Source organism: Undibacterium sp. Ji22W (genome assembly GCF_049340305.1).
Classification (GTDB): domain Bacteria; phylum Pseudomonadota; class Gammaproteobacteria; order Burkholderiales; family Burkholderiaceae_D; genus Undibacterium.
Window position 1 is genome coordinate 851,018 of record NZ_JBMPOU010000001.1, and the last position, 18,842, is coordinate 869,859.

An 18,842-nucleotide genomic window follows, 5' to 3' on the forward strand; every position below is an offset into this window, starting at 1 on the left:
AACCCAACCTGAAAATGAACAAATAATGGAACAATCAAGCAATAGTGCGGCCTCTAAGCCGTTTCCAGAATTTAAACCCGTCGCCGATAACGAACGCATACAAGCTTTGGATGTCGTTCGCGGCTTTGCGCTAATCGGCATTTTCTTCATGAATGTGGAATGGTTTAACCGTTCCTTTTTAGATTTTGGTTCAGGTATTCCGGCTAGCGCCACAGGCATCGATTGGCTCGCAACTTACTTTGTCAATTTCTTTGTTGCTGGCAAATTTTGGACGATTTTTTCTCTTCTATTCGGCATGGGATTTGCAGTGATGCTGACACGTTCGGAAGAGAGTGGACGTGCCTTCGTGAAACCGTATATTCGCCGTATTGTGGCCTTGGGTGTCTTTGGTTTATTGCACACTATTTTGTTATGGCCAGGCGATATTCTCTATAGCTATGCATTCACCGCTGCTGGTTTATTAATCGTTTTGTTTGGACAATGGAAGTGGGTAGTCGCAAGTCTATTTGCCTTGATTGGTGTGTGCTTTATTCCTGGTATGAACTCATTTGGTGCGGTAGTGGGTGGTATCGCTTTTATGGGCTTAATTGCGCTATTTACCCGGAATGAAAAAATCGTGAATTATCTTGGCAAAAAAATGCCATTGTTTTCCGCGATTGCGACAACAATCGCTTTATTAATGACAATCGCTGCTATCGCGAGCTGGGTCTTGCCGCCTATGAAGGAAGCGCGTAATGGCTTAACTGGTGGTGCTGCCGCATTTTTCATTATGGCTTATTTGTCCGCGAGATTTCATCAACCCGCAGAAGCCAGATTCTGGCGCGCAGGTGCTTTGATCTATAGCTTGCCGTTTGTGATTGGTGTGGTGTTTGGCGTAATCGCTTATCAAAAGCCAATTCGCAGCGTGTTTAATTCACCTGAAGCCGTGAAGCTTGCGGCAGAAAAAATGGTAATTAAGAATGCGGAAGAGGCGGCCGAAAAATTGGCGAAGGCCAGCGGAAAACCGATTCCGAAAAAACCAGAACCAAAAGACGACAAGAAAGTTGTGAAGACCGATGATCAGAAAAAAATTGAACGTGATGCCGACACCATCAATCGCATTCAAGAGAACCAACAGAAAATGGCAAAAGACGTCGCTGTATTGACTAAGGGTAGTTATACCGACGTGGTGAAACATCGTTGGGAGGAGTTCTTAGACGGTCCATTTAATGCAGCAGGTCAGGCTTTTTCAGCGATTGCTTTGTTCTTGATGGGGGTATGGTTTGTGCGCGCTAAAGTCATCACGAAAGCTGCCGACAATTTGCACTTGTTCCGTCAGATCGCGATGTTTGGTTTGCCGATTGGCTGGGGCTTAAGTTTGTTCGCCAGCAGTATCGCAGTCAGTCATACACCCGGCGTATCGGGTGATGGATGGCAGTTGACGCAAATGTTATTGAATTTGGGAAATTTGCCAACTTGTTTGGCTTACGTGAGTATTGTCGTCTTAATGGTGCATAGCAGTTCAGTGTTCTCAAAAATCAAAGTTTTGGCGCCGTTCGGACGTATGGCATTGACGAACTATTTGACGCAATCATTGGTGCAGGCGAGTTTTTTCTATGGCTGGGGATTGGGTAATTTCGGAATGGGCCGTGCACAACAACTTGGTTTTGCGATTGCTGTGATCTGTTTGCAGGTTTTGTTTAGTCACTGGTGGTTGGGCCGCTTCCGTTACGGTCCTATGGAATGGGTATGGCGAGCAATCACGTATTGGCATATCCCTGCGTTGAAAATTGAACGTGTCGCATTGAACCATCAAATGACTTAATTTTTGATGAATTGAATCAAAAAAATCTAGCTTTGATACTCATTCAGGCATAATCAAGAGGTAAGTGAAAAGCGCTTCAATTTCGATTGAAGCGCTTTTTAATTTTTCCGAGTCTAGAGATCTGTGTCCTTAGATCTGAGCCCTGAGCCCTGAGCCCTTCAAATGAGGAACCTTATGCACAACGAGATTAAGCGAGCGGACAACAGTCCGTCAGATGCAATATCGGTCACACAAACTGAAACAGCAAGGGACATTCTGCTTCCCGTTGCCGCGACCGAGAGGATTGCCGTATTGGATGTCATTCGCGGCTTCGCTTTAATTGGCATCTTCTTGATGAATATTGAATTCTTTAATCGCCCAGTTGGTGATTTGGGAAATGGTATGCCTGCGGGATTAAGCGGACTGAATTGGTTAGCAAGTTATGCCGTTGCTTATTTCGTTGCAGGAAAATTCTGGACCATCTTTTCACTCTTGTTTGGAATGGGATTTGCCCTGATGTTGACGCGCAGTAAGGTGAAAGGGCAAGCCTTCTTTCAAATTTATTTACGACGCTTATTCGCCTTAGGGATTTTTGGAATTTTGCACCACGTGCTTATCTGGCCTGGCGATATTTTGTACAGCTATGCCATCGCAGCCTGTGGATTGCTGTTGATTTTATTTGGCAAACCACGTTGGATTTTTTCTGCCGCGATTGTCGTGGGCCTACTTTCGGCAATACCTGCTATCAATCCTATTGGTGCTTTTGCTGTTGCCCTCGCCATTTATGGCTGTATCGCATTGCTTTTGGGCAGTGAGAAGACTTTGAAGATAGGTGGCAAAGTATTGCCACTGATTACGGTGGCTTTTGCTTTGTTGGGCGGATTATTGTTTTTGATTGGCTTAATATCTTTTGCGATTCCTGCGATGGCTAAGTTACGCGGCGCATGGGTGTTCGGCCTCTTGTGCTTTTTATTGGGATACTTGTTAGCACGTTCACATCAACCAAAGGAAGACAGGCCTTGGAAGATCGGTAGTTTGTTGTATTGCACATTATTCTTATCGATGACGATGGGCGGCGCGGCGCAATACTTTGGTGCCGGACAAAGTGCTGCTGATCGAAAAATGACCAGTATTCAAACTAGCTCTCAGGCGACGATAGCTGCTGCATCTGCCACCTCAATGTCCCAGGCTTCCACGAAACTTGAAACTGCTTCTGCCGCAACCGAAGTCCTAGCGGCTGCCTCCACTTCAGCTACAGCTTCAAATTCAGTCAGTGCAGCATCTCTCACAAAATCGAAAGCAACAGAACTCGCGGATCAAAAGAAAAAAGAAGATGAGCGACTGAAAAAGAAAGAAGAGTCCAATCGTTTAGAAGCACAAATTTTGAGCAAAGGGACTTACCTTGAAGCTTTGAAATTTCGCGCGCATGAGTTTGCCGAAAAATGGGCAGAGGTGGCAATTTTCAGTGTGCTAATCAACTGTATGTTCTTGATCGGCTTTTGGTTTGTGCATTCAGGCGTTATGGCTAACACCCAAGCCTACTTATCAATGTTTAAGAAATTAGCCTTATTCGGTTTACCGTTTGGCATAGGACTGGGTGTCTTGGGCAGTTTGCTATCGGTCGCACCAGTCCAAGGTATGGAAAATGATCCTTATCTATTGGCGATGGGTTTGCTATATCTCGGAAACTTGCCAGCCTGCTTAGGTTACGTCAGCCTCCTAGTATTAATGCTACATAGCAAAGGCGTATTTTCAAAGGTGGCGGTGTTGGCGCCATACGGGCGTATGGCGTTGACGAATTATTTATCGCAATCCATCATCTGTTCAGCGGTTTTTTATAGTTATGGACTTGGTTACTATGGCATGCAACGCGCACATCAAGTGGTGTTTGTGGCGTTGGTGGTGATCTTACAAATTCTGTTTAGTCATTGGTGGTTGAGTAAGTTCCGCTATGGACCGATGGAGTGGCTGTGGCGCGCGATTACGTACTGGAAAGTGCCTGCGTTTAAGAATTAATTTGACGTCAAATTTGGCGTTAATGTAGTTTTGGTGTTAACTGCAGTTTTATCTTCAAAGACAATAATATAAAAAATAAGGGCAAGGTCGATAACCTTGCCCTTTCGTTTTTTTTTAACTCAGTGCAAACCTGACATCGGTTTAAGCTAACACCTTGCGCAACCAATTTCCTATGTCAGTGATTTCTTGCGGTGACACAGAATGTTGCATCCAGTAGTCATGCCATTCGACAGGATAGCCAAGGCTCACTAACAAGTCTCGTGATTGCTGCGCCCGTTGAATAGGAATAACAGGATCAACCGTGCCATGCACCAGAAAAATAGATGTACCTTGATTTGCGGTGTGACGTTCGGCGGCGACTTTGTCTGCTAGTGGTACATAACCAGACAAGCCCATAATGCCAGCTAATTTTTGTGGGTGACGTAGGCCTGTTTGCAAACTCATCGCGCAGCCTTGAGAAAATCCGGCCAGAATGATTTTGTCAGTTGGAATGCCACGTGCGTTTTCACGCGCAATTAAGGCATCGATTTGTTGCTGTGACAGCCGCAAGCCAGCTTCATCCTCGCGCTTATTGATATCCGTGCCGGCAGCAGCGATGTCATACCAGGCGCGCATGATGTAGCCACCATTTAAAGTGACTGGGATCTGGGGTGCATTTGGAAAAACAAAGCGAATCGCCGGGCAATTACGTAAATCCAATTCTTTAACGATAGGCACAAAATCGTTCGCATCGGCACCCAATCCATGCATCCAAATGACTGCGGCTGTTGGGTTGTTTCCGCTTTCGATTTCTATAGTTTCTAAGAGTTCAGTCGTCATGATTTATTCAGAAAAATTTATACTTCAGAAGTCTTTACGCGCAGCGCCGATTTCGGGCGGAATACTTTGCAAACTGCCTCATGGGTTTCGACATAAGGGCCACCGACCAAGTCGATGCAATACGGGACTGCGGCAAAGATACCAGCGACCAATTGATTCCCATCAGTGTCTTTCAGACCTTCCAAGGTTTCCTTAATTGACTTCGGCTGACCTGGCAAATTTAAAATTAGTGCGGCGTGATCCGCGGTTTCGCGTATGACCGCAACCTGACGCGATAAGATCGCTGTCGGCACAAACTGCAAACTGATCTGGCGCATTTGCTCACCAAAACCCGGCATTTCTTTGGTGGCGACCGCTAGGGTCGCTTCCGGTGTCACATCACGTCGCGCAGGGCCAGTACCGCCAGTGGTAATCACTAAGTCACAGCGCGCATGATCGACCAGGTCAATTAAGGCTTGCTCAATAGCGGGCCGTTCGTCGGGAATCAAACGTGTTTCCATTACCCAAGGCGTGCTGAGTGCTGCGCCGAACCACGCTTGTAATGCAGGAAGACCTTGATCTTGATACACGCCGCTTGAGGCGCGGTCAGAAATTGAAACAAGCCCGATACGTAGTGGCCGATCAAAATCAATTGTCGTCATCTTCTGCATCTTCGTCGTTTTCTGCATCATCGTCGGATGCAGTAGCGGCTTTATTCTTTGCCTGGATTTCTTTCAAAATCTGGAAAATTTCACGATAGGCTTTTGGTGGTTTGTTTTCTGCTTGCTCTTTGCGTGCATTGCGAATCAAGGTACGCAAATGTTGTACGTCGAGTTCAGGATTTTCCGCCAGCAATTCGGTCAAGGCTTCATCTTTCGTCAACAGCTTTTCGCGTTTGCGTTCTAATGAATGCATGGCGGCAGTTTCGGACTTGGAAGCACCTTTCCAGCTATCGATGGTCTTTTGAATCAGCGCGACTTCGGCTTCATCTAAAGTGCGCATCTTTTTGCCAACAAATTGCATTTGGCGACGACGGCCTTCGTGGTTAGTGATGTTCTGGCATTCCAGAATGGCGTCACGTACATCTTCTGGCATAGGAACGCGTTTGACGCGATCGCGTGCGGAGTCAACTAACTCTTGCCCCATTTTTTGCAGGGCGGTCATTTGACGCTTGAGCTCGGATTTGGATGGACGGTCGTATTCTGGTTCAAACTCATTGGACTGATAGCCGCAAGAGCCTCGATTCGGATTTGGCATTGGTAAATCTTCTATAAACTTATTGAAACGACTGCTATGATACTCTCTTTATCCTTTCAGCTAAAGAAACAGAAGCTATGTCTAAACCAGTTTTTACCCATACTCAGGATCAATTTAAACAAATTACCCAGGATATGTTGCGCATTGCTCGTGACAAAGGTGCAACAGATGCGGCGGTAGAAGTCAGTGAAGGCGGCGGTTTGTCGATTAGTGTACGTAAAGGCAAGGTTGAGACGATAGAGCAGAATCGCGACAAAGGCATAGGAATCACGGTTTATGTCGGCAAGAAGCGCGGAAATGCCAGCACTTCGGATTTTTCACGTAAATCTTTGGAAGACACCGTCGAGGCCGCTTATAACATTGCACGTTTTACCGCCGAAGATGATTGTGCTGGTTTGCCAGATGCAGAGATGTTAGAAATGCATCCTCGAGATTTAAAGTTATTTCACCCTTGGTTAGTCACTGCCGAAGAGGCAATTGATCTGGCATGTCGTACTGAAGCCGCGGCTTATGCTGTAGATAAGCGTATCACTAATTGCGAAGGTGCAAGTGTACACGCGCAGCAATCTCATTTTGTCGCAGCTAATTCTCGCGGTTTCGTGGGGGGCTATCCGTTTTCCCGACACACGATTTCGGTCGCTCCAATTGCGGGCAAAGGTTCTAGGATGCAGCGCGATGACTGGTACAGTTCACATCGTAATCCTAAGAAAATTGCGACACCAGAAGCCATTGGACGCTATGCGGCGGAACGTGCGCTGGCTCGTTTAAACGCACGCACGATTGATACGCGTAAGTGCCCGGTTTTGTTCGAAGCCCCTTTGGCTGCTGGCTTATTGGGCGCTTTTGTCCAGGCTGTTTCCGGCGGTGCTTTGTATCGCAAATCGACCTTCTTGCTCGATACTTTAGGAAAACAAGTTTTTCCGAATCATATTCAAATACTGGAAGACCCGTATGTTTTGGGCGCCGTTGGTTCCTCTCCATTTGACGACGAAGGTGTTAAGACTTTGAAGCGCGAAGTTGTCACAAATGGCGTATTGAATGGCTATTTCCTTTCAACTTATTCCGCACGTAAATTGGGTATGCAAACGACCGGCAATGCTGGTGGTTCACACAATTTAAATTTAATTTCAAACTTGACTAAGCGCAGTGATAATTTCGCACAAATGTTGAAGAAAATGGGAACGGGTTTGTTGGTCACAGAGTTGATGGGGCAGGGTGTGAATTACGTGACGGGCGATTACTCACGTGGCGCATCAGGTTTTTGGGTAGAGAACGGTGTGATTCAGTATCCAGTTGAAGAAATCACGATCGCGGGAAATATGCGCGAAATGTTTCAAAACATTGTAGCGATAGGAAATGATATCTTGACACGTGGAACTAAAACTACGGGTTCGATTTTGATCGATGGTATGACCATTGCTGGAAGCTAATTTGCGTCAATTTTACGTAAAAGCGAAGCGCCAAAATGAAACATCGCAATGCACAACAGTTGGCGATTGCTTAAAGTGTAAGTTGTTAATAGAATGCCCTGTAATTTTGTAAATGTTGATTTGCCAGTTTGGGTTTATCAACTCACTATTTTTACTAATTCTCACTCATTTTCACCAAAAAGAATGGAGATTGCATGGAACGTCGTTCGTTTTTGAAAAAAGCTGCTGTCGGCGCATCGGTTGCTAGTGCAGCTGCGCCAAGTTTGGCCGCAGATGCTGCCCTACCGACTTTGAATTGGCGCTTGGCTTCAAGTTTTCCAAAAAATTTGGACACAATTTACGGTGCAGCAGAAACCTTTTGTAGTCGTGTAAAGGAGTTGACCGATGGGAAGTTCAATATTCGTCCTTATGCAGCGCCTGAATTAGTCCCTTTTAACGCGGTATTAGATGCGGTTAAAGACGGCACTGTAGAAATGGGGCATACAGCTTCTTACTACTACTATGGTAAAGATGCTACTTTCGCATTCGATTGTGCTGTGCCATTTGGATTGAATTCGCGTCAGCAAACCGCGTGGATGATGCACGGCAACGGAATGAAATTAATGCGTGAATTTTTTGCCGAACACAATATCGTCAATTTTATGGGCGGAAATACCGGCACACAAATGGGCGGCTGGTTCCGCAAAGAAATTAAGAGCGTTGATGATCTAAAAGGATTGAAATTCCGCGTCGGTGGATTTGCCGGTAAGGTTCTTGCAAAACTGGGTACCGTGCCGGTGCAGGTCGCTGGCGGTGAGATTTATACCTCCTTGGAAAAGGGCGCAATTGATGCTGCGGAATGGGTTGGCCCTTATGACGATGAAAAATTAGGTTTCAATAAAGTCGCCAAGGTATATCATTATCCTGGTTGGTGGGAGGGCGGCGCGCAACTGTCATTCTATGTGGGTAAAAAAGAGTGGGATAAATTACCTAAGCTATATCAAGCCGCGATTGAAACCGCCAGTTTGGAGGCGCATGTAAATATGCAAGCGAAGTACGATGCGCGTAATCCCTCTGCTTTGGCGCGCTTAAATCAAAGTAAGATCGTCTTGAAACCATTCCCGCAAACCGTGATGGAAGCCTGTTTCAATGCAGCGCAAGAGGTGTTTACGGAAGAAGCCGCGGTTAATCCAAAATTCAAGAAAATTTATACCGATTGGGTCGCTTTCCGTCAAAATCAAACGACCTGGTTTAGTTTTGCAGAAGATACCTTTTCACGCTTTAACAGTATGCATAAGTTGAAATAGACGGAAATGGTTTGAAGTAATAAATTTGCTATTTTCAAAACAAAAACCGCTTAAACGAGATTCTCGTTTAAGCGGTTTTTGTTTTGTTTAGGTCTAAGTTGCTTAAAGAATGTGAGCGGGTGTTGCTTGAGTCTCACTTTGATCTTCTTTGCTAGGTTCGCTTGGAGGATCTAACATCAGCGGTTCACTATCTGGCACGGTAAGATTGAGCTGCAATTCTTCTTTTTGCGCTTCTTTACTATCGACTGACACCAAATTAGGGAAGGCGATAATTAAGCCAACCATAATAATTTGCGCGACCACAAATGGAATCGCGCCCCAATAGATATCGCTGGTTTTGACGGTTTTTGGCGCGACCGAACGCAGGTAAAATAGGGCAAATCCAAACGGTGGATGCATGAACGAGGTTTGCATATTCACACCGAGTAAAACGCCGAACCAAATCAAGTTGATACCTAATTTTTCTGCGACTGGACCAACCAAAGGAACCAAAATAAACGCCAGTTCAAAAAAATCTAGGAAAAAGGCTAGAACGAAGAACAAAATGTTAACCACGATTAGAAAGCCGATTTGACCACCGGGTAGTCCTGTCAACAAATGTTCCACCCACAAGTCACCATTGATACCACGGAAGACCAGCGAGAAGACTGTAGAACCGATCAGGATGAACATCACAAAACTAGATAAACGTGAAGTTGAATCGAGTGCTTGTTTCGTCAGTTTCCAATTTAACCTGCGGTTCATTAAGGCTAAGATAATCGCCCCAAAGGCTCCCATCCCACCACCTTCGGTTGGTGTGGCAATTCCCAGGAAAATTGTTCCTAGCACCAAGAAAATCAAAGCGAGTGGGGGAATTAAAACAAAGGTGACTTGCTCTGCCATCTTCGATAAGAGGCCGATTTTTAATTGGCGATTGATGAAGGCAAAACAAAATGCAAAACCGATACCGACACTTGCAGCGTAAATGCCCAAGGCATCCGCAGCGACATCGGGATGACTGGATTTGAAGTAACGTGCAAATGCCAGTGCCGCCGCTGTGCTAACGATCAGCAACAGTAGAAGAGAAATTGCACCGCTATCGCCATTCGCCTGACGTAAATTACGTGCTTCTGGTGGCAAGGCTGGTACCCATTTAGGTTTGATAAATGAGAGGAGTAGTATGTAACCAGCGTACATCAACGTTAGCAGCAAACCTGGTAAGAAAGCGGCTTGATACATATCGCCGACTGAGCGACCCAATTGATCCGCCATCACGATCAACACTAGTGACGGAGGGATAATTTGCGCTAAAGTGCCTGATGCAGCAATTACGCCGGAAGCAACTTTTTTGTCGTAGCCATATTTGAGCATAATGGGCAGCGAAATCAAGCCCATAGAAATTACGGAGGCGGCGACAACGCCCGTCGTCGCCGCTAACAAAGCACCGACGAAAATCACAGCGTAGGCAACGCCGCCACGTAAAGGGCCAAACAGTTGCCCGATGGTGTCAAGTAAGTCTTCCGCCATTCCTGAGCGCTCCAAGACCAAGCCCATAAAGGTGAAGAAGGGGATTGCCAGCAAGGTGTCATTCGACATGATGCCGTAGATACGGTTTGGTAAAGCTTGTAACAGCTCAGGTCGAAGAAGTCCGAGTTCGATACCGACTAAACCAAAAAAGAGTCCGTTTGCGGCCAAAGCAAACGCGACAGGGAAGCCGGACAGCAGAAAAAGAACTAAGGCTGCGAACATAATCGGTGCCAGATTCGCGATCAAAAATGCTTCCATTATTCAGATGCTCCTGTACTTTGCTGATTGAGCTTGTCGGCATTTGCAAGGCGGATAGCTTCGATTTCTTCTTCAGGCGTTTTGGCGTGCTTGTCGAATTCACTGGCCGCAACAAGGCCGCGCAAATAGCCAACACGCTTAATGATTTCGGAAATGCCTTGGAGTACCAGTAAGCCAAAGCCTATCGGTATTAGGAATTTTGCAGGCCATTCAATCAGCCCACCCGCGTTGCTGGACATTTCCTGACGTGTAAATGAGTGTAGCGCGTACGGTGTGCCGAGATAGAGTATGAGTCCGGCGACAGGCATCAGAAAGAATAGAAAACCGAATAAATCAATCCAAACTTGAGTGCGCTTGGAGAATCGACCAGCGATCACATCAATTCTGACATGTTCGTTACGACGTAAGGTGTACGGTGCGCCAAGCAAAAAGACGGCTGCAAATAAGTACCATTGGACTTCTAACCAACCGTTAGAACTATTATTAAAGCTGTAGCGTATTAAGGCGTTACCGGTACAGATCAGTACTGCCAATAGTAGCGCCCAGTTCAGGGCACTGCCTACTCTTTCATTTAAACGGTCAATTTTTTTCGATAAGGCAATCAAAATTTGCATGTATCGTCTCCCTATTTTTTATTTGTTTTTAGTGTTACGTCAAAATTTTCTGATGAATACGAACGGTATAAATGGGGTGAATCATCAATGCCAATATCCAAAACGTCATCACGTCTTGCTGCCTGGTTTGCAACAAGACGTGAAGGGTATTTATTTTATTAATTTGCTATGATAAATGAATTGCACTAATGTTTGTTGACCTTATCAGCGGATATTATCAATGGGTCTTTTTAAAAGCTGCAGGCAAAGTTTTATCTGTGCAGAGGCGGTTTTATTTCGTCAATTGTGTGCGCAAACGTGTAATGGCCAGGCGCACTTGATTTGGTGCAGTGCCACCAACATGATCGCGTGCTGCGACTGAACCTTCTAGTGTTAATACTTCAAACACATCCGCTTCAATCAAGGCAGAAAATGCCTGCAATTCGGCTAATGACATATCGCTGAGGTCACAAGCTTTGTCTACGCAAGTACGCACTGCCAAGGCCACTGCTTCATGCGCATCGCGGAACGGTAAGCCTTTCTTCACCAAATAGTCCGCCAGGTCGGTCGCAGTGGCATAACCTTGCAAAGCCGCCGCCCGCATCGCTTCAGGCTTGACGTTGATGCCAGTCGCCATATCGGCAAAAATACGTAGAGTGTCAACCAACGTGTCGACGGTGTCGAATAATGGCTCTTTATCTTCCTGATTATCTTTGTTGTAGGCGAGTGGCTGGCCTTTCATTAAAGTGAGCAAAGCAATCAAATTGCCGTTCACGCGTCCGGTTTTGCCACGTGCCAATTCTGGTACATCAGGATTTTTCTTTTGCGGCATGATTGATGAACCAGTGCAAAAGCGATCTGCGATGTCGATAAACCCCACGCGAGGATTCATCCAGATAATCAGCTCTTCTGACATGCGAGAAATGTGCGTCATGACGAGGGAAGCAGCGGCACAAAACTCAATCGCAAAATCACGATCAGACACCGCATCTAAAGAATTATGGCAAACATCGTCAAATCCTAGTGTACGGGCAACGCGTTGGCGATCAATCGGGAAAGTCGTGCCGGCTAGTGCTGCTGCTCCCAAAGGCAGGCGATTGACGCGTTTGCGGCAATCGGCCATGCGTTCAGCATCGCGCCCAAACATTTCTACATAGGCCAGAATGTGATGACCAAACGTAATTGGCTGCGCGACTTGCATGTGGGTAAATCCGGGCAAGATGGTGTCGCTATGTTTTTCCGCCAGATCTAATAATGCTAAACGGAATGCACCGATCAAGTCGATGATATTGTCAATCGCAGTGCGCATATACAGGCGAATATCGGTCGCCACTTGATCATTGCGCGAGCGCCCCGTATGCAAACGTTTGCCAGCATCGCCGACCAATTCAGTCAGACGTTTTTCGATATTCAGATGCACATCCTCTAAATCCAACAACCATTCAAATTTGCCCGATTCGATCTCCGCACTGATCTGTGCCATGCCACGCTGAATGTCCGCGTAATCCTGTGCCGTAATAATGTTTTGTGCTTGCAGCATTTCTGCATGTGCTAGCGATCCCAGGATATCAACTGCGGCCATACGATTGTCAAAAAACACCGAGGCGGTGTAGCGTTTCACCAAATCAGAGACAGGTTCAGAGAAGCGCGCTGACCAAGCCTCGCTTTTTTTAGAAAATTGTGATGTCATAGTGGATGTAAAAGTAGCGATAAAATAAGAGAGATGATGAGACCACAAAAAGTTTTTAGTTGGCGACGGGCGGTCAATCCGCAAGTTGTCGTTGCTTGTCCGAATAGGTAAGCTACCTCCCGATTTTCACTGCGATTGTGTCGCGCGATGTTGCCATTGCCCTAATGAGCAATGTTATCGAAAATGCCAGTTAAATTGATTTGTAGTGTAAAGTTCGTCGCAGATTATACCGCGACTCGCTTTCGCCTTTTAGATTTCACCGCATAATCTTCTAAGTACATTTTATATCGCGTGAACTGCATTGAGAACGATAACGCTAAGCGGCGAGGTTAACTTCGCTAACTGTTAGCAAAGCACTGGTTAGTAAAAATTAGAAGAATCAATTGCTTGTTTAAACTTGGATGGGTATGCAGACAAACAAAGAAACGTCACAATCTGAGCTCTATATCCCCGATTGTTGTAATTTGGGGATCGTTGTCAGGGCGCTCGTTGCTGTCAATTTATTAATTTTATTATGCTTGCTTGGTCGCGGACAAGGATGGGGTCAAACATTGCAAGATTTTGTTGAAACGTCGATGTTGGTGGAATTAATTTGCTTGCTTTCGTTGTTTGCGTTGTGTGGTATCAGACGATTAGTGGAGCGTGAACCTGTTACTGCATGGATGCAAAGAATTGTTTGTGGAACGATACCTGCCATTATTTGCTTTCTGATCGTACTGGGCTTTAGGCAAATGGAGTGGTTTATCTATAGTTTTCCCAATTTGGATATTGGACAAGCAGTTTTGTTTTGTTTTGTCATTGGCCTGACCTTGCAACATTATTTTGAGATGCGCACAAAGGCATTTTCACCCGCCTTGGGAGAAGCTCGCTTACAAGCGTTGCAAGCGCGAATACGACCACATTTTCTCTTTAACAGCTTAAATGCAGTCTTGTCCCTTATTCGCACCGAGCCGCTCAGAGCAGAAACAGCCTTGGAAGATTTAGCAGATTTATTTCGTGCCCTCATGCGCGACACCAGAAATTTGACGACACTTGGGGATGAAATCACTTTATGTCAGCAATATCTGGCGATTGAAAAATTGCGCTTGGGCGAACGTTTACAAGTTGAATGGGATATTCAAAACCTTACTAAGCAAGAACTAAGCACTACTAAAATGCCCGCTTTGTTGTTGCAGCCTTTATTAGAAAATGCGATTCACTACGGTGTAGAGCCTGCCATAAACCACAAGCCAGTGCATATTTCTATTGAAAAACGATTGGATAAAATTGAAATTAAAGTGACAAACATCTATCATCCTCATGCGCAACTTTCCAAAGGAAATCATATGGCCTTGGACAACATTCGCCAGCGCTTGAAATTACTTTACGATATCGAAGCACAATTGCAGACCACACAAGCGAATGGTGAGTTTGTGGTGCAATTGATTTTTCCTGAAAATACTTGAGACCTATGACGAATCTGCGTATTTTGATTGTCGATGATGAAGCGCCCGCCAGAACGCGGATGAAGACCTTGATCGAAGATATACAGGATAGTTGTCCTTGCGAATTGATCGGTGCAGTCGCCGATGGTCAGGCGGCTTTGGATGTGCTCGTTGCGCAGTCAGTCGATATCTTATTACTTGATGTGCAAATGCCCGGTATGACAGGGATAGAGCTGGCTCAGCATATTGCCGATGCAGGATTGCCATCCCAGCCAGCTATCATCTTTGTGACAGCTTATGATGAGTATGCATTGCAAGCTTTTGAAGTGCATGCGTTGGATTATCTATTAAAGCCAGTGCGTGCTGCTCGCTTGCAAGATGCACTGCAGCGCGTGCAGTCATTGCGCCAACAGCAAAGTGTACAAGCTCAGCAGGAAAAATTACGCGATTCGTTGAAGACGATCCCTAAAGTCAGACAAAATTTTTCTGTACTAGAAAAGAATCGCGTGTTGTTAATTCCGGTGCGCGATGTTTTGTTTTTGAAGGCCGAGCAAAAATATGTCACGATACAAACACGTACACGTTCCTATTTGACCGAAGAATCATTAGTGTCGATAGAATCCGAACTGGGTGAAATTTTTGTGCGTGCGCACAGAAATGCTTTGGTTGCACGTGATGCGATTGTGGGAGTTGAACGATCAAGCCTCGCTATAGAATCGGCGCTGGAAATGGACAAGACAGACGGTGATAAAACTGTGGACGCATGGCAAGTGATCATCCGTGATGTCGCCGAGCGCTTACCAATTTCGCGCCGCCAGTGGCCTGTGATTAAGAGTTTGGTGCGTTGAAATATCAGCTTTTTGCGCTTTTGGCACGCTTCACGTTTGGATTTTGCTTGGGATACATGGCGTTATTGGGATTGAGTATCGGATGTTAAATTCATGACTGCCAGTGAAAAACTGGCAGTCCATCCGAGATCAAATTAGCAGGCCGCGTGATTGACCGTCACGACATGTATTGCTAGACCACCCAAGGAGGTTTCTTTATATTTTGCCTGCATATCGAAGCCTGTCACGCGCATGGTTTCAATCACCTGATCCAGACTGACATGATGGGTGCCGTCGCTTTTTAAGGCTAAGGATGCGGCGGTAATTGCTTTTACTGCGCCCATACCATTGCGCTCGATACAAGGAATTTGTACCAAGCCACCGATAGGATCGCAAGTCATGCCAAGGTGGTGTTCGATCCCGATTTCAGCAGCCGATTCGATTTGCTCATTCGTCCCACCTAATGCTGCGGTTAAACCGGCCGCAGCCATTGCACAAGCGACGCCAACTTCCCCTTGGCAGCCGATCTCTGCACCCGAAATTGAAGCATTTTTCTTGCACAGCATACCGATTGCAGCAGCCACCAACATAAATTCACGTATGCCTTTGACAGGGTCGCTAGGGTGACAGTCTTGTGAATAGTATTTAATGATAGCGGGAATAATGCCTGCCGCGCCATTGGTTGGTGCCGTAACGACACGACCGCCCGCTGCATTTTCTTCATTGACAGCCATCGCATACAAACTTACTTTGTGCATGCCATCATGCGGCAAACTATTATGCGTTTCATTTGCGGTCAGCCAGAGTTTTGCGGCACGACGTTGTACGTGTAAACCACCTGGCAATTCACCGGTGATTTTCAAGCCACGTTCTATGCATGAATTCATCACTCCCCAAATTTTGTCGAGGCCGGCGTCGAGTTCTGCCTCACTGCAGTGACTGAGTTCATTTGCACGCAAGAGCGCAGCTAGCGAGAGTCCAGTGCTTTTGCCATGGTCTAATAGCTCTGCCATGGTGCCGAAAGGGTAGGGGACGTTGATCGCAGGTGCCGCAATGGTACTTGCATTGGCATTCAATTCTTCTTCGGTGTAGATAAAGCCACCACCTGTCGAATAGAAGGTTTGACTATATTCGCTGCCATCCTTGCGCGTCAAAGTAAATCGTAGGCCGTTAGGATGACCAGGCAATACTTCCTTTTTGTGCCAGAGCACATCATCCAAAATATCGAAATCAAGGTTGACTTTGCCTAGCAAGTGCATGACCCCTGATCGTGCCAGTTCAGCCAACTTGTCATCCACAGTGTCAGGCACAACATCTTGTGGTGTCTCGCCCATTAAACCTAGCAATACGGCTTTGTCGGTGGCGTGACCGAGACCAGTAAGTGCAAGTGAGCCATATAAGGCCACTTGCACTTTGTGCGCCTGTTCTAAATTCGGACATTCCAGCAAAAAACGACGAGCTGCAATCATCGGTCCAACTGTATGGGAGCTGGACGGACCTACACCAATTTTAAATAAATCAAACACACGCATATCCATGCCAATATTCCTTAATCCGAGACCACTATAGAAAATTTTTTGCTAAGAAATTGATCTCCGCTTTAGAATATTTTCATTCTGATCAATTGGCGACTTTCACGTTTTTAAGCATGTCAGTCACCAGTGCCGGGAGATCAATTTCTGCCTTCCAACCCCAATCTTTGTAAGCGGCTTCATCATTCAAACTTTGCGGCCAACTTGCAGCGATTGCCTGGCGGCTATCCGGCGCGTAGTGTACCTGAAAGTTTGGTAGGTTTTTAGTGATTTCACTTGTGAGTTCTTGTGGGTTAAAGCTCATACCACTAACGTTATACGAAGAGCGAATTTTGATATTTTCTACAGGGGCATCCATCAAACTAATCGTCGCACGAATAGCGTCAGGCATATAGATCATTGGCAAAGATTGTTGCGCTTCGAGGAAACAAGAATATGCTTCACCTTTCAACGCTGAATGGAAAATCGCGATCGCATAATCGGTCGTGCCGCCACCTGGCGGAGACTTGTAGCTGATGATGCCAGGATAGCGGATGCTACGGACATCAACATTGTATTTCTGGAAGTAGTATTCGCACAAACGTTCGCCAGCCAGCTTGCTGATGCCGTAAATCGTGTTTGGATCCATCACGGCATATTGCGGTGTGTTCACAGCTTCGGTATTCGGACCAAATGCAGCGATCGACGATGGCCAGAAAACTTTTAAGGGGTGACCCGCTTCACCACGGATACGTGCCAATTCCAATATGTTCAGCAAGCCGTCCATGTTCAATGTCCAGGCTTTCAATGGCGCTTTTTCACCAGTCGCGGAGAGTAGTGCCGCGAGTTGATATACCTGCGTAATTTTATATTGATCGTGAATCTGCGCCAGACGTTCAGTATTTAATACATCCACGACTTCGTAGATTTTCGCGCCATATAAACTGCTAGGGCTTATATCAGCGGCGATCACATTATCTGCACCATGTTGCGCTGCCAAAGCATCGACCAATTCACTACCAATTTGACCGTTAGCACCGATGACTAAAATACGTTCCATTTGTATTCCTTACTTTTCCATTGGATGACATTTTTTTGCCGGGGAGGCGTAGAGTTCACAGAGGCATAAATCAAAACTTTCTCTGCGCACTCGGGGCCTCTGCGGCAAAAACTTTTATTCTTTACTTGATTAAACCTAATTCGCGACCAGCCTGCGCAAAGGCGGCGAGAGCTGTTTCTAATTGTTCTTTAGTATGTGCAGCAGATAACTGCACTCGCACACGCGCTTGACCCATAGGCACGACTGGATAGAAGAAGCCTGTCACCAAAACACCCAGTTCATACATGCGCGCCGCAAATTTTTGCGCTACTGGCGCATCAAATAGCATCACGGGAACGACAGGGTGTGTGCCAGGTTTGATGGTAAAACCAAGCGTTTCAATTTCTTTACGGAAGAAAACCGTGTTCTCGTGCAAACGATCACGCAATTCTGTGGATTTCGATAGACGTTCCAGCACAGCTAAAGACGCGCCAGCAATCGAAGGTGCCAATGTATTCGAAAACAAATACGGACGTGATTTTTGACGCAAGGTATCGATCACTTCTTTTCGCGCTGCTGTAAAGCCACCCATTGCGCCGCCCAAAGCCTTCCCTAAAGTGCCCGTAATGATGTCGATTCGCCCCATCACATTATGGTGTTCATGTGTCCCACGGCCAGTTTTTCCGAGGAAGCCAGATGCGTGGCATTCATCGATCATCACTAAAGCATCATACTTATCTGCGAGATCGCAAATCTTGTCGAGTTGGGCAATCGTGCCATCCATAGAGAACGCGCCGTCCGTGACGATCACGCGATGGCGTTTGTCTGCGGCGGCTTGCAATTGTTTTTCCAGATCGGCCATGTCGTTGTGGGCGTAACGGAAACGTGCGGCTTTGCATAAGCGAATGCCGTCAATGATAGACGCGTGGTTTAGGGCATCAGAAATTATCGCATCGTTTTCATCAAACAATGGTTCGAAAACGCCACCATTTGCATCGAAAGCTGCCGCATACAGAATCGTATCTTCCATCCCGAGAAAGTCAGCGATTGCGCGTTCTAATTGTTTGTGTACAGTTTGTGTACCGCAGATGAAACGGACTGACGATAAGCCATAACCATATTGCTCAGTTGCCTTGATCGACGCTTGTACTGTTGCTTCGTCACCCGATAAGCCTAGATAGTTATTTGCGCACAGGTTGATTAACTGACGACCATCATCGCATTGCACTAATGAGCCCTGACGAGATGAAATTACTCGTTCCGGTTTATACAGACCTTGTTCGCGCAGACTGTCCAGATTGCTGGCTAAACCAGTAAAAAAAGAATTCTTCTTAGTACTCATGGTATTGCTCATATTTATCTCCTGGCAGGAAAGTGGCTTCTGGTATGATGGAAAAAAGCTGAAATTTGATTCTCTGTATAGA

At 46.1% G+C, this 18,842-nt stretch carries 15 protein-coding genes; 6 read left to right on the forward strand and 9 right to left on the reverse strand.

What is annotated here, in order from left to right; all coding sequences use genetic code 11:
• Nucleotides 1-25: 25 nt before the first annotated feature.
• Nucleotides 26-1,804 (forward strand): DUF418 domain-containing protein, encoded by a 1,779-nt coding sequence (locus ACO0KW_RS03480; RefSeq protein ID WP_423050677.1) that lies wholly within the window; start codon nucleotides 26-28, stop codon nucleotides 1,802-1,804.
• Nucleotides 1,805-1,978: 174 nt separating this feature from the next.
• Nucleotides 1,979-3,799, forward strand: coding sequence for a DUF418 domain-containing protein (locus tag ACO0KW_RS03485; RefSeq protein ID WP_423050679.1), 1,821 nt, complete (start codon nucleotides 1,979-1,981; stop codon nucleotides 3,797-3,799).
• A gap of 141 nt (nucleotides 3,800-3,940) precedes the next feature.
• Here the strand turns inward: ACO0KW_RS03485 and ACO0KW_RS03490 are convergent, their stop codons facing one another.
• Genes ACO0KW_RS03490 through yjgA form a run of 3 tightly spaced genes read right to left on the reverse strand, consistent with a single transcriptional unit; the run spans nucleotide 3,941 to nucleotide 5,854 of the window.
• Nucleotides 3,941-4,618, reverse strand: a complete 678-nt coding sequence (locus ACO0KW_RS03490; RefSeq protein ID WP_423050681.1) for an alpha/beta hydrolase — start codon at nucleotides 4,616-4,618, stop codon at nucleotides 3,941-3,943.
• 17 nt (nucleotides 4,619-4,635) lie between these two features.
• Nucleotides 4,636-5,268, reverse strand: a complete 633-nt coding sequence (gene mog / locus ACO0KW_RS03495) for a molybdopterin adenylyltransferase (protein WP_423051949.1) — start codon at nucleotides 5,266-5,268, stop codon at nucleotides 4,636-4,638.
• Entirely contained in the window at nucleotides 5,246-5,854 is a 609-nt protein-coding gene (gene yjgA / locus ACO0KW_RS03500; protein ID WP_423050683.1) for a ribosome biogenesis factor YjgA, read from the reverse strand. The genes mog and yjgA overlap by 23 nt, the downstream gene beginning before the upstream one ends.
• Before the next feature lie 77 nt (nucleotides 5,855-5,931).
• Here yjgA and pmbA point away from each other — a divergent pair, with 77 nt between their 5' ends.
• Both pmbA and ACO0KW_RS03510 read left to right on the forward strand, forming a co-directional pair.
• Nucleotides 5,932-7,284 carry a metalloprotease PmbA gene (pmbA, locus tag ACO0KW_RS03505; RefSeq protein ID WP_423050685.1) on the forward strand — a complete coding sequence of 451 codons (1,353 nt, stop codon included), beginning with the start codon at nucleotides 5,932-5,934 and terminating at the stop codon, nucleotides 7,282-7,284.
• Nucleotides 7,285-7,478: 194 nt separating this feature from the next.
• Nucleotides 7,479-8,570: a TRAP transporter substrate-binding protein gene (locus tag ACO0KW_RS03510; protein WP_423050687.1), complete on the forward strand. Its 1,092-nt coding sequence runs from the start codon at nucleotides 7,479-7,481 to the stop codon at nucleotides 8,568-8,570.
• A gap of 102 nt (nucleotides 8,571-8,672) precedes the next feature.
• Here the strand turns inward: ACO0KW_RS03510 and ACO0KW_RS03515 are convergent, their stop codons facing one another.
• The 3 genes from ACO0KW_RS03515 to argH form a co-directional block, all read right to left on the reverse strand.
• Nucleotides 8,673-10,334 carry a TRAP transporter large permease gene (locus tag ACO0KW_RS03515; protein ID WP_423050689.1) on the reverse strand — a complete coding sequence of 554 codons (1,662 nt, stop codon included), beginning with the start codon at nucleotides 10,332-10,334 and terminating at the stop codon, nucleotides 8,673-8,675.
• Complete coding sequence (locus tag ACO0KW_RS03520) at nucleotides 10,334-10,948, reverse strand: TRAP transporter small permease subunit (RefSeq protein ID WP_423050691.1); 615 nt, start codon at nucleotides 10,946-10,948, stop codon at nucleotides 10,334-10,336. Before ACO0KW_RS03520 ends, ACO0KW_RS03515 begins: the two co-directional genes overlap by 1 nt.
• A 271-nt stretch (nucleotides 10,949-11,219) precedes the next feature.
• Nucleotides 11,220-12,617, reverse strand: a complete 1,398-nt coding sequence (argH, locus tag ACO0KW_RS03525) for an argininosuccinate lyase (RefSeq protein WP_423050693.1) — start codon at nucleotides 12,615-12,617, stop codon at nucleotides 11,220-11,222.
• A 407-nt stretch (nucleotides 12,618-13,024) separates the two neighbouring features.
• Here argH and ACO0KW_RS03530 point away from each other — a divergent pair, with 407 nt between their 5' ends.
• Together ACO0KW_RS03530 and ACO0KW_RS03535 are read left to right on the forward strand one after the other, a co-directional pair.
• Entirely contained in the window at nucleotides 13,025-14,062 is a 1,038-nt protein-coding gene (locus ACO0KW_RS03530; RefSeq protein WP_423050695.1) for a histidine kinase, read from the forward strand.
• 5 nt (nucleotides 14,063-14,067) lie between these two features.
• Complete coding sequence (locus ACO0KW_RS03535; protein ID WP_423050697.1) at nucleotides 14,068-14,889, forward strand: LytR/AlgR family response regulator transcription factor; 822 nt, start codon at nucleotides 14,068-14,070, stop codon at nucleotides 14,887-14,889.
• Nucleotides 14,890-15,023: 134 nt separating this feature from the next.
• On the opposite strand, the gene ACO0KW_RS03540 is transcribed toward ACO0KW_RS03535, so the two are convergent.
• The 3 genes from ACO0KW_RS03540 to kbl form a co-directional block, all read right to left on the reverse strand.
• The gene (locus ACO0KW_RS03540; protein WP_423050699.1) at nucleotides 15,024-16,406 is read right to left on the reverse strand and encodes an L-serine ammonia-lyase; all 1,383 of its coding nucleotides are present in this window, start codon (nucleotides 16,404-16,406) and stop codon (nucleotides 15,024-15,026) included.
• 82 nt (nucleotides 16,407-16,488) lie between these two features.
• Nucleotides 16,489-17,439, reverse strand: a complete 951-nt coding sequence (locus ACO0KW_RS03545; RefSeq protein ID WP_423050701.1) for an NAD-dependent epimerase/dehydratase family protein — start codon at nucleotides 17,437-17,439, stop codon at nucleotides 16,489-16,491.
• A 121-nt stretch (nucleotides 17,440-17,560) separates the two neighbouring features.
• Complete coding sequence (kbl, locus tag ACO0KW_RS03550; RefSeq protein WP_423051951.1) at nucleotides 17,561-18,760, reverse strand: glycine C-acetyltransferase; 1,200 nt, start codon at nucleotides 18,758-18,760, stop codon at nucleotides 17,561-17,563.
• Nucleotides 18,761-18,842 lie beyond the last annotated feature (82 nt).